The 11,991-nt window shown below is 71.0% G+C and carries 11 protein-coding genes; all 11 read left to right on the forward strand.

Annotation, left to right across the window (positions count from 1 at the left end):
* Positions 1-10: 10 nt before the first annotated feature.
* Positions 11-853, forward strand: coding sequence for a 5-deoxy-glucuronate isomerase (iolB, locus tag ACFYZF_RS17950; RefSeq protein ID WP_387022167.1), 843 nt, complete (start codon positions 11-13; stop codon positions 851-853).
* Positions 850-2,727, forward strand: coding sequence for a 3D-(3,5/4)-trihydroxycyclohexane-1,2-dione acylhydrolase (decyclizing) (gene iolD / locus ACFYZF_RS17955; protein ID WP_387021797.1), 1,878 nt, complete (start codon positions 850-852; stop codon positions 2,725-2,727). The genes iolB and iolD overlap by 4 nt, the downstream gene beginning before the upstream one ends.
* Entirely contained in the window at positions 2,724-3,683 is a 960-nt protein-coding gene (locus ACFYZF_RS17960) for an inorganic phosphate transporter (protein ID WP_387021800.1), read from the forward strand. The genes iolD and ACFYZF_RS17960 overlap by 4 nt, the downstream gene beginning before the upstream one ends.
* Entirely contained in the window at positions 3,680-4,333 is a 654-nt protein-coding gene (locus tag ACFYZF_RS17965) for a DUF47 domain-containing protein (protein WP_387021803.1), read from the forward strand. Before ACFYZF_RS17960 ends, ACFYZF_RS17965 begins: the two co-directional genes overlap by 4 nt.
* Positions 4,334-4,475: 142 nt before the next feature.
* Positions 4,476-5,666, forward strand: a complete 1,191-nt coding sequence (locus tag ACFYZF_RS17970; protein ID WP_387021806.1) for an ABC transporter substrate-binding protein — start codon at positions 4,476-4,478, stop codon at positions 5,664-5,666.
* 73 nt (positions 5,667-5,739) lie between these two features.
* Positions 5,740-7,593 (forward strand): ABC transporter permease, encoded by a 1,854-nt coding sequence (locus tag ACFYZF_RS17975; RefSeq protein ID WP_387021808.1) that lies wholly within the window; start codon positions 5,740-5,742, stop codon positions 7,591-7,593.
* Positions 7,594-7,595: 2 nt separating this feature from the next.
* On the forward strand, positions 7,596-8,771 hold the full coding sequence (locus tag ACFYZF_RS17980; RefSeq protein ID WP_387021811.1) for an ABC transporter ATP-binding protein: 1,176 nt from the start codon (positions 7,596-7,598) through the stop codon (positions 8,769-8,771).
* The gene (locus tag ACFYZF_RS17985; protein ID WP_387021813.1) at positions 8,768-9,556 is read left to right on the forward strand and encodes an HAD family hydrolase; all 789 of its coding nucleotides are present in this window, start codon (positions 8,768-8,770) and stop codon (positions 9,554-9,556) included. Before ACFYZF_RS17980 ends, ACFYZF_RS17985 begins: the two co-directional genes overlap by 4 nt.
* Positions 9,553-10,398 carry an inositol monophosphatase family protein gene (locus ACFYZF_RS17990; RefSeq protein ID WP_387021816.1) on the forward strand — a complete coding sequence of 282 codons (846 nt, stop codon included), beginning with the start codon at positions 9,553-9,555 and terminating at the stop codon, positions 10,396-10,398. Before ACFYZF_RS17985 ends, ACFYZF_RS17990 begins: the two co-directional genes overlap by 4 nt.
* Positions 10,395-11,240 (forward strand): Cof-type HAD-IIB family hydrolase, encoded by an 846-nt coding sequence (locus ACFYZF_RS17995; RefSeq protein ID WP_387021819.1) that lies wholly within the window; start codon positions 10,395-10,397, stop codon positions 11,238-11,240. The genes ACFYZF_RS17990 and ACFYZF_RS17995 overlap by 4 nt, the downstream gene beginning before the upstream one ends.
* Before the next feature lie 8 nt (positions 11,241-11,248).
* Positions 11,249-11,941 (forward strand): MBL fold metallo-hydrolase, encoded by a 693-nt coding sequence (locus ACFYZF_RS18000; protein ID WP_387021821.1) that lies wholly within the window; start codon positions 11,249-11,251, stop codon positions 11,939-11,941.
* Positions 11,942-11,991 lie beyond the last annotated feature (50 nt).

Consider the following 11,991-nt stretch of genomic DNA (forward strand, 5'->3'; position numbering starts at 1 on the left):
GGTGAGCGCGATGCACATCTCCCGGGGCGCCACGACGACACCTGGGTGGACGGTCCAGGTGACACCGGAAATGGCCGGTTGGACCTACTGCGGGCTACGGGTGTTGGACCTGGAGCCCGGTCAGACGCGCGTCTTCACCACTGGTGACGACGAGATGCTGGTGCTGCCGCTGACCGGTTCGGCAATGGTCGACTGCGACGGGACGCGGTTCGAGCTCGTCGGCCGAGCCAGCGTCTTCGACCGGGTCAGCGACTTCTGCTACCTGCCGATCGGGGCACGGGTGGAGGTGTCCAGCACGACAGGTGGGCGGTTCGCGCTGCCGTCGGCGCGGGCCGGACGCCGGCTGCCCCCGCGTTACGGCCCTGCCGAGCAGGTGCCGGTGGAGGTGCGGGGGGCAGGGACGGCGAGCCGCCAGGTGAACAACTTCTGCGCCCCGGACGCTTTCGACTGCGACAGGCTCGTCGCCGTCGAGCTGCTCACCCCGGGCGGGAACTGGTCGTCGTACCCGCCACACAAACACGACACCGAGGCTCCCGGCGAGGCGGTCCTCGAAGAGATCTACTACTTCGAGACGCGCGGCCTTGCCTACCAGCGGGTGTACGGCACCACCAACGTGCTGGCCGAGGTCGGTGCCGGCGACGTCGTCCTGGTGCCGAACGGCTACCACGGGCCGTCGATGGCCGCCCCCGGCTACGACCTCTACTACCTGAACGTCCTGGCCGGCCCGGCCACCGAGCGGTCGATGGCCTGCGCCGACGACCCCACCCACGGGTGGATCCGTAGCTCCTGGTCCGGCCAGCCGGTCGACCCACGCGTACCGATGACGACCTATCTGGGGAGGACCGGCGCATGAAACTCACCGTGGCGCAGGCGACCATCCGCTTCCTCGCCAACCAGTACAGCGAGCGGGACGGGCGACGACACAGGCTGATCGCCGGCTGTTTCGGAATCTTCGGCCACGGCAACGTCGCCGGGCTCGGCCAGGCGCTGCGGCAGGCCGAGCTGGACGGCGACCCGGGGATGACCTACTACCAGTGCCGCAACGAGCAGGCGATGGTCCACACCGCGGTCGCCTACGCACGGATGACCGCTCGGATGTCGACGTTCGCCTGCACCACCTCGATCGGGCCGGGCGCCACCAACCTCGTCACGGGCGCCGCCCTGGCCACCGTCAACCGGCTGCCGGTCCTGCTGCTGCCCGGGGACATCTTCGCCACCCGGGTGGCGAATCCGGTCCTTCAGGAGTTGGAGGATTCCCGCTCCTACGACGTGTCGGTCAACGACACGCTGCGGCCGGTGTCGCGGTTCTGGGACCGCATCAACCGCCCCGAACAGTTGCCGGCGGCGCTGCTGGCCGCGATGCGGGTGCTCACCGACCCGGCCGAAACCGGAGCGGTCACGCTGGCCATGCCGCAGGACGTGCAGGCCGAGGCGTACGACTGGCCGGACGAGCTGTTCACCGAGCGGACCTGGTACGTGCCGCGCCCGGTACCCGAGCCGGCCGCGCTGGCCCGAGCGGCGCAGGCCCTGCTCGGGGCACGCCGCCCGCTCATCGTCGCCGGCGGCGGCGTGACCCACAGCGACGCCAACGACGAGCTCGCCTCCTTCGCCCGACGCACCGGCATCCCCGTGGCCGAGACCCAGGCCGGCCGCGGCGCACTCCCCCACGACCATCCGTGCGCGGTCGGCCCGATCGGCGTGACCGGATCCACGGCCGCCAACGCCCTCGCCGCCGAGGCCGACGTGGTGCTGGGCATCGGCACCCGCTACGCGGACTTCACCACCGCTTCGCGGTCGTTGTTCGCCGAGCCGTCGGTGCGGTTCGTCAACCTGAACGTGGCTGCCTTCGACGCGGCGAAGCTCGGCGCGGTCAGCCTGGTCGCGGACGCGCGGGAAGGGCTGCGGGCACTCGACGCGGCGCTGCCGCGCTGGCAGGTGAGCGAGGAGCGCAGGAAGCTGGCCGCGACCCTGACCCGCCGGTGGGACGACGCCGTCGACGAGGCCCGCCGCCCCGGGCCCGGCCCGCTCACCCAGAGCCAGCTCATCGGCGCGGTGAACGACGCCGCCAACCCGGTCGACGTGGTCGTCTGCGCGGCCGGTTCCATGCCCGGCGACCTGCACAAGCTGTGGCGGCCGGCGAGTCCTCGGCAGTATCACGTCGAGTACGGCTACTCCTGCATGGGCTACGAGATCGCCGGTGGCCTGGGCGTGAAGCTGGCCCAGCCGGACGCCGAGGTCTTCGTTCTCGTCGGGGACGGCTCCTACCTCATGATGGCGCAGGAGTTGGTCACCGCCGTGGCGGAGGGACTCAAGCTGGTGGTGGTCCTGGTCGACAACGGCGGTTACGCCTCCATCGGGGCGCTGTCCGAGCAGGTGGGTGGTGCCCGGTTCGGCACCGTCTACCGATACCGCGACCCCGCCTCCGGCCGCTTCGACGGACAGCCGCTGCCGGTCGACCTGGCCGCGAACGCGGCAAGCCTGGGCGCCGACGTCCTGACCGCGGACACCCTCGACGAGGTCCGCGCGGCGCTGGTGAAGGCGCGCGCCGCCGCCACCACCACCGTCGTGCACGTCCGTACCGAGCTCGGCGGGCCGGGGAGCCCGGACAACGACACGTGGTGGGACGTCCCGGTGGCCGCGGTGTCGACCACGCCGGACGGCCCGCCGGCCAGACAGCGGTACGTAGAGCGCAAGGCGACGCAACGCGGCCACTGGTCAGGTCTGTGAGCGTCGTGCTGTCCGTGCTCGCCGCCGTGTTCGTCTTCGTCTGCGGCGCCAACGACGGCGGAGCGTTGCTCGCCCTCGCCCTACGCCACCGCGAGGTCGCCGGCATCGCCATGCTCGGACTTCTTCTTGCCGCCATCGTCGCCGGTCCCCGCCTCTTCGGACTGGATGTGGCGCACGCGTTCACCGGCCGGCTGGTCGCCTCCGGCGATCGCGGCGGGCAGGCGATCGTCGTGATCGGCGTGGCGGCGGCGGTCGCACTGGTCCTGGTGCTGACGTGGCGAGGCGTACCGACGAGCGTGACCCTGGCGATCATCGGTGGGTTGGCGGGCGCCGGACTCGGGCTCGGGCTCATGCCGTCGTGGAGCACTCTTGCGACGATGCTCGGCATCGGCGCGGCCGCGCCCCTCGTCGGTGGGCTGCTGGGCTATCTGCTCGGCGTGCTGGCCCAGCGGGTCCCGACCACCGGTCGGGCATCGGCCACGGTCCGGCTGGCGCACATCGGCGCGTTCGGCTGCCAGTGCCTGGCCTACGCGGCCAACGACGGGCAGAAGATGTTCGCGGTCGCCGCGGTCGCCGTCGCCGCCGTCCACGGCTCGGCCGAACTGTCGCTGCCGGTGCTGTCCGCCGTGGCGGCGCTGTTCGCCGCAGGGGCGCTGACGAGCCTGCGGCGGATGTCGCGCGGTGCCACGTTCAGCCTGTCCCCGCCACGTCCGTGGCAGATCGTCTCGGCCGAGATCGCCTCGTCCGCGGCGGTGTTCGGCACCGCCGGGCTGGGTGTGCCGGTCAGCATGACCCAGTCCGTGGCGGCCGGCCTGGTCGGCGTCGGCGCCAGCCAGGGCGCCCGCCGGGTCCGCTGGCAGTACGCAGTGCCGATCCTGATCTCGTGGCTGGTCACCCTGCCGGCCAGCTTCGGCATGGCGGCGGTGGCCGGGCTGGCCGTGCGGGGGCTCCGGTGACCGGCCGTCGGCTGCGCCGGCTCTGGCGGATCGTGGACGACCTCGCCGGTCGCTCCCACCATCGGGTCGTCGGCATCATGCTGCAACAGCTCGAGCAGAACCAGGAGGCGGTGGACCTGGCCATCGACGTGGTCACCAGGGCCGTGCCGTCGGCCACGGGCCGGGCCCGGATGGGCGACATCGAACACGCCGGCGACGACCACCGGCGGCAACTCGTCATCGAGCTCGCCGCCTCGCTCACCACACCGATCGACCGCGAGGACCTGTTCCGGCTTTCCCGGTCGATCGACGACGTGCTGGACAACCTACGGGACTTCGTACGGGAGAACGACCTCTTCGGTGCGCCCACCATGGACGCCGCCGTGCCGGCGCTCATCGCCGTTCGGGAGGGGCTCGCGCTGCTGCGCCGCGCCCTTGCGCAGCTGGTCGACCATCCGACCGACGTCGCCGACCTCGTCCTGGCCGTACGGAAGCGGGCCGGTGTCGTGCGTCGCGTGTACCAGGAGGCGATCGGGCGGCTGCTGGCCGGGGACGTGACCTCCGAGATGCTGCGGCAGCGTGAGCTGCTGCGTCGCATCGACGTCGTCGGCCTGCGGCTGGCCGAGTGCTGCGACGCGCTGGCCGACGCGATGCTGAAGCGAATCGTCTGAAGGGCTGATGTACATATGTCTTGACAAAGATTGCCTCCGTATTACGCTCAGGACACTCCGCGGATGCGAATACGTCTTCATCACATCCGACGGACGAGAAGGCTCTCACCCGCATGCTCCGCCACCGAGGAGGTTCGCGCACGTGGACAGCCGCCACATAACGATCCCGATCCGTCCCACCCGTCGCCTTGCCGCTGCCGCAGTCGGCATCGCCGCGCTCGTCGCAGCCGCCGCCTGCGCCCCGTCCAGCGGAACCAACGAGCCCGGCGCACTCCCGTCCGCCTCCGTCGACGCCTCCTTCGACCTCGACGCTCTCGTCGCGGCGGCGAAGAAGGAGGGCAGCGTCCTCGTCTACGACTCGACCGGCGACATCAAGAAGGTCGCCGAGGCATTCACCGCCAAGTACGGCATCAAGGCTGAGGGGGTGAAGTCCGACACCCAGAAGACCGCCGAGAAGCTCGTCCGGGAGAAGGAGGCCGGCAACGTCGCCGTCGACCTCACCCTCTTCTCCGACGGCCCGTTGCTGGCCGGCGAGCTGCTGCCCCGCCAGGTCGTCTACACGTGGTTGCCGCCGGATCTGATCAAGGACATCCCGGAGACCAACCGCAACCCGCTGTTGGTGCTGTCGAAGGCCAACGTCTGGGTCTACAACCCGAAGATCTACCCGAACGGCTGCCCGGTGAAGAACATCTGGGAACTCACCGAGGACAGCTGGCGCGGCAAGGTGCTGCTACAGGATCCGCTGGGCAAGGCGACCATCGTGCAGTGGCTCAGCCAGTCCGCCGGCCACGGCGCCGCACCGCTCGCCGACGCCTACCAGCGGCACACCGGCAAGGCCCTGCAGACGACCGAGAAGAACGCCGGCTGGGAGTGGGTCAAGAAGCTGGCGAAGAACAAGCCGATCATCAACAGCGAGGACGAGAACATCGCCGCCGCCGTCGCCGCGCCGCAGCAGACCGAGGGTCGCATCGGCCTGGTGTCGATCGCGAAGTTCCGCGACGTCGAGGGCAAGGGCTACCAGATGGCCGTCTGCGAGGGCTTGAGCCCCTGGGTCGGGTTCTCCTACTCCAAGTACGTCGCGATCGCCACCGGGACGAAGCACCCCAACGCCGCCAAGCTGTTCGTCCACTTCGTCATGACGCAGGAGGGCATCAAGCACGAGATGGAGGAAGGCGGCGTCTCGGGCAGCACCGCCGTGCCGCCCAGCGACGGCAACCCGAAGGGCCTCACCGACTGGGGTACGCAGTTGTTCGCCATGGACCCCAAGGGCCTGCTCGACGACTACCAGAACACCCAACCCGTCCAGGACTTCTGGCGCGTGCAGCACAACTGATCCGGCGGGTGCCCACCGAGTCATCACGATCGGTGGGCACCATGGCTCTGCTTGAAGGGACAAGACACTCAAGATGGCAGTCATCGACCGCCCGGCACCGCCAGCGCCGCCGCCGCCCACGCAGACGCCGGCCAGCCGTTGGGGCCGGATACGGTACCGGGCACGAGTCCTGCTCGCCGAACCGACCACCCTCATCGGCATCGCCCTCGTGCTCATTTTCGGCTACCTGGTCATCGCGCCTCTGGTGGCAATCGTGTCGGATGCGGCACGCGTGCAGTTCGGCGACGACAGCCGGGCCGGGGCGCCGGCCGGATCGCTCACGGGCTACTACCTGTGGCGGGTGTTCCGGTCACCGATCAGCGCAAGCCTGTTCTGGGAGCCGCTGTCACACACCGTAGTCGTCGGGCTCGGCGTGGTCGTGTTCGCCGTGGTGCTCGGCGGTTCGATGGCGTGGCTGGTGACCCGAACCAACGTGCCCGGCCGCAAGTTCCTCGCCGGCGCCCTCGTCGTGCCGTACATGCTGCCGTCATGGACGTTCGCCCTGGCCTGGCTGACCCTGTTCAAGAACGGCCGGTCCGGCGGGACCCCGGGCTTCCTGGAGACCTGGGGTGTCCAGACCCCCGACTGGCTCGCGTACGGCGCCGTGCCGATCATCGTCACCCTCGGCCTGCACTACTACCCGTTCGTGTTCCTGCTGTTCGGCAACGCGCTGCGGCGCATCGACTCGCAGTTGGAGGAGTCCGCCCGGGTGCTCGGCGCCAACAGGCGCCAGGGGATGCGTCACGTGGTCCTGCCGCTGCTGCTGCCCTCGCTCTCCTCCGCCGTGCTCCTCGTCCTCGGCCGGGTGCTGGGCACCTTCGGCACCCCGTACATCCTCGGCCTGCCCACCGACTACGCGATGTTGTCGACCAGCCTGTACCGCAGCATCCACACCCGGGCTCCCGGCGTGGCCGCCGTCATCGCCGCCGTCATCGTCCTGCTCGGGGTGCTCGTCGTGCTCATCGACATGCGCCTGGTCCGTGAACAACGCCGGTTCGTCACCATCGGCGGCAAGGGCAGCATGGACCGGGCCACCGACCTGCGCCGCTGGCGGTGGCCCGCCTACGGCCTCGCCATGGCCGTCTTCGTCACCAGCGTCGTCGTGCCGCTCGTGACCCTCGCGTTGTCCACGGTGACCTACGCGCCAGGCGTGTTCCGGGCCGACAACTTCACGCTGAAGTTCTGGACCGCCAAGTCGATCCCGGAGGCGGTCGGTTTCCCGCACGGACTGCTGCGCAGCGATGACCTCTACGAGGCGATGTGGAACAGCCTGCGCATCGTCGGCATGGCGGCCCTGGTCTGCGGCCTCGTCGGGCTGATGGTCGGGTACGTGGTGGCTCGCTCGCCCAGCCGCCGGCTGTCGGGCACCCTGCGGCAGGTCTCGTTCCTGCCCTACCTGGTGCCGGGCATCGCCTTCGCCGCCGCCTACCTGACGCTGTTCGCCGTCCCGCGCGGCCCGATCCCGGCGCTCTACGGCACGACCCTCCTGCTGGTCGTGGTGATGGCGATCACCCACCTGCCGTACTCGTCGCGGTCCGGCATCTCCGCCATGATGCAACTGGGCCGCGAACCGGAGGAGGCGGCCCAGGTGGCCGGCGCCGGCTGGCTCACCCGGCTGCGTCGGATCGTGCTGCCCATCCAGAAGGGCGCGCTGACCACCGGCGTGTTACTGCCGTTCATCTCCGGGCTCAAAGAGCTGTCGATCGTCATCATGCTCACGACCGCCAGCACGCCCCTGTTGACCACCCTGTCGATCAACCTGGTCGACTTCGGATATCGGCAGCAGGCCAACGCGGCGGTACTCATCATCGCCGCGCTCTCGTTCACCGTCACCTACCTGGCCCAGCGGGCCACCAGAAGCAACCTCGCCACGGGCCTGGGAGGCTGAACATGCCGAACATCGAACTCATCGGCGTCGACAAGAGCTACGTCGCCGGCCAGTACGCGGTGCGTGACCTGCACCTGACCATCCCCGACGGCGGCTTCATGTGCCTGCTCGGCCCGTCCGGCTGTGGCAAGACCACGACCCTGCGGATGATCGCCGGCCTCGAGCAGCCCACCCGGGGCGACATCCGGGTCGGCTCCCGGCTGCTGGACTCCGTGGGGCAGGGCCTCTTCGTGCCACCCGAGAAGCGGGGCATGGGGCTGGTGTTCCAGAGCTACGCGCTGTGGCCGCACATGACGGTCACCCGCAACGTCGAGTTCGGGCTGATGATGCGGAAGACACCCACGGCGCAACGAGCACAGCGTGCCGCCGAGGCCATGGAGATGCTGCACATCGCCGACTACGCCGCCCGCTATCCCTCGCAGCTCTCCGGCGGCCAGCAGCAGCGGGTCGCACTGGCCCGGATGCTCGCGGTCGACCCGGAGGTCATGCTGCTCGACGAGCCGCTGTCGAACCTCGACGCGAGGCTCCGCCTCGAGATGCGCGCCGAGATCAAGAGAATCCACCAGCGCTCGCACGCCACCGTCGTCCTGGTCACCCACGACCAGTTGGAGGCGATGACGATGGCCACCCACGTCACCGTCATGAACGAGGGAGTCGTCGAGCAGACCGGCACGCCGATGGAGGTCTACGAACGGCCGGCAAGCGTGTTCGTGGCCGAGTTCGTCGGCAGCCCACCGATGAACACCATGCCGTTCGGGTCGGCCGACGTGGCCGGTCCCGGCGCCACCGTGGCGGACTACGTGGCCGCCCGGGTCGGCCGCCCGCCCACCGACGGAACGGGCGGTGTCCGGCCCGAGGCACTCAACATCGCGCACGCCGACGCCGATGTTCCCGACGGCGTCTGGCGGGCGCCGGCCGTGGTCGATACGGTCCTGCCCACCGGCTCCGCCTGGACCGTGCAGCTGCGGTGCCACGGCGAACCGCTGTACGTCCAGTCCTACCGGAAGATCGAGGCGACGCCGGGCGCCGAGGTGACCCTCTGGGCCGCCGCCGCCGACCTGCACGTGTTCGATGCCGACGGCCGCCGGATGACCGGCTGGGACCAGTTCCTGCGCGAGCAGCGGACCGGACCGCGTCCCGCCGCCGGCCCGGCCGTCGCCTCCGGGTCCGGCCGGTGATCGCCGCACGGCTGCCGCGGCCTCGCGCGCTGCTGCTGGACTTCGGTGGCGTCGTCGTGCAGACCGCACGCCGGGACACCTGGGTCACCGACCTCGCCACCGAGGTCGTCGCGATGCTCGGCGCGGCCGGCTGCACCGAGCTGACCATCGACGACGTGGTCCGCGACGTCCGGGCCGCCGCCGCCGCCGACTCCGCGTGGAAGAACGCGATGTCGCGACTGTCCGCGCCGGCCGAGCTGACCTGGCGGGTGTTCTGGTCGGAGTTCGTCGCCGCCGACTGGCCCGATCAGGCGCGCGCGTTGGTGACCAGCCAGGCGTGGTTCCTGTGCCGACGCCAGGGTGAGCTGCGCTCGACGCGGGTCGCCCGCAACGGCATCGAGGATCTGCTCCGGGGCGCGCGGGAGCGGGACATCCCGGTGGCGATCGTCAGCAACGCGATGTCGGGCATCGTGCACCGGGACTGGCTCGCCCAGGCCGGCCTCGACAAGGACCTGGCGTTGCAGCTGTACAGCGACGAGCTCGGCATCCGCAAACCCAATCCGGAAATGATCCGCCTGGCGTGCCGCGCGCTCGCGGTCGCGCCCAGTGACGCCTGGTACGTCGGCGACAACTTCGACCGCGATGTCGTCTGCGGCCGCCGGGCCGGGGTCGGAGTGACCGTCCTGATGACTGCCCGCTCCACCCACGACCTGCCGTTCGTCGTCGCCCAGACGCCCGACGCGGTCGTCGACGACCCAGCCGAACTGCTGCGGCTGCTCACCCTCACCGACGAGAGGCACGCATGACCACGATCGACGTGACCCGCTCCGCCCAACTGGCGGAGGTGGCCGCCGAGGCCGCCACCGCAGTCGGTGACATGCTCCGGGGGGCGTTCCGTTCCCGACCCGAGGTCGACTACAAGCGCGATCGGCACGACCCCGTGACCGTGCACGACAAGGCGGCCGAGGCGCGGATCCGCGACATCGTGCTCAACGCCGAGCCGGACAGCCGCATCGTCGGCGAGGAAGGCGGCGCGGTCGGCGAGGGCCGCGTCGAATGGCACGTCGACCCGATCGACGGCACGGCGAACTTCGCCCACGGGCTCCCCTTCTTCTGCACCTCGATCGGTGCGGTGGTCGACGGGCGGGTCGTCGCCGGAGCGATCTACGACCCGCTACGCGACGACCTGTTCACCGCCACGCTCGCCGGGGCCTGGCACAACGGAGAGCCGCTGGCCAGCGTCGGCGCCGCCAGCGAGCAGCAGGCGCTGCTGCTGACCAGCTACCCGAGCGCACGCGAGATCAGAGCCGCGCCCGAACGGGCGGTGCGACGGCAGACCGACCTCATCATCGAGTACCAGACGCTGCGTCGCATCGGCAGCGCCGCGCTGAGCCTGGCGCATGTCGCGACCGGCTGGGCGGATGCGGCACTCGGCATCGGTGTCAGCAGCTGGGATGTCGCGGCCGGCTCGCTGCTGGTGACCGCCGCCGGCGGCCACTACCTCGGCCTGCGCCCGAACGACGTCGAGACGGACCAGGCGGCATGGCGCGAGCGCGGCTACTTCGCCACCGTCGGCACGCTCGACCCGGCCGGATCGACCGCTATCGAGGCGTTCGCCGACACTCACCGGGCGGTGCCGCTGACATGACCAGCTCCGACACCCGCCTGGGCCCGGGTACCGCCCTGCGGTACCGCTGGATCGTCACCGACCTCGACGGCACACTGGTCGACCGCGACCTCGCGATGGTCCCGCGTAGCCGCGCGGCCCTACAGGCATTCCGCAGCGCCGGCGGCCAGGTCGTCATCGCCACCGGCCGCAGCGCCGCCTCGTGCCGGCGCTACTACGACGAACTAGGTCTCACCGGACCGGCGATCCTGCTCAACGGCGCGCTCATCGCCAACCTGCACACCGGTGAGGTGCTGCACGCGAGCCGTTTCGACGAGACGACGTGGACGGCGGTCCGCGCGCTCGTCGAGACGCTTCCGCCCGACGTCGCGGCCGTCGCGTTCGTCGGTGAACGGGCCCTCGCCACGTACCAGCCGGCCTGGGTCGACACCTATGCCGCCCGCGACCGCGTCACCGTCGAGCACATCGAGAGCTGGCACGACATCGACGGCATCAGCAAGGTCATGTTGCTGTGCGCCGACACCGACGCCGCGCACCGCACCGCCGCGGTCGCCCACCGCGCCGCCCCCGAGGTGACCGTGGTGATGTCCGAGGCCACCTACGTGGAACTGCTCCCCGCAGGCGTCGACAAGGGCGTCGCGCTGCGCTGGCTCGCCGACCACGAGCAGGTGGCCCTGGCCGAGGTCGCGGCCGTGGGTGACAACCCCAACGACGTGCCCCTGCTGCGGGCCAGCGGATTCGGCGTGGCGGTCGGCGACGGACACCCGGAGGTCCTGGCCGCGGCCGCCGCGGTGGCGGGCACCTGCCTCGAAGGCGCCGTCGCCGACGTCGTCGCCATCGCCACCGCCCCGGCCGCCGAATGAGGCTCACCGTGATCGGCAGTTCGGGCTCCGCGCCCGGCCCGGACGCGGCGTGCTCCTGCTACCTGGTCGAACAGGACGGCTGGCGGCTCCTGCTCGATCTGGGCACCGGAGCGGTGGGGCCGCTGCAGCGGTACACCCCCGTCACCGCGCTCGACGCCGTCTTCGTCACCCACGCGCACGGGGACCACTGCGACGACCTCACCGCACTGGCCTACCTCCGGTCCGCCGCGGGCGACGCCGGGTCGCTGCCGGTGTACGGGCCGGCCGCCGTCGAGAGCCGGTTGGCGGAGCGGCTTCCCGCCCATCGGAAGCTCACCTTCGGGCCCGCCCCCGAACGCATCGGCCCGTACCGGGTACGTACCGCTGTCGGTCGGCACCAGGTGGAGAACTGGGCTGTCCGCCTCGACGACCAACTGTGTTACACCGGCGACAGCGCACCCTGCGACGCCCTCGACGACCTGGCCCACGGATGCGCCGTCGTGCTGGCCGAGGCGTCGGGTTTCGACGACGAGCCCGTACCGAACCATCTGACCGCCGGCGACGCCGGCAGGCTCGCCCGCCGGGCGGGAGCTCGACTCCTCGTACTGACCCACATCCGGCCCTGGCATCGGGATCGGGTCGCTGACCTGCTGGCCGAGGCCGCCCGGCACAGCTCCTGTCCCGTCCTCCTCGCCACTGCCGGCCTCACCCTGAACCTCTGACGGATCCGTCCGGGTGATGTCGCCGGCCCGGGCCCCGGTCAGCCTCCGTT

This window comes from Micromonospora sp. NPDC001898 (assembly GCF_042891255.1).
Classification (GTDB): Bacteria; Actinomycetota; Actinomycetes; order Mycobacteriales; family Micromonosporaceae; genus Micromonospora.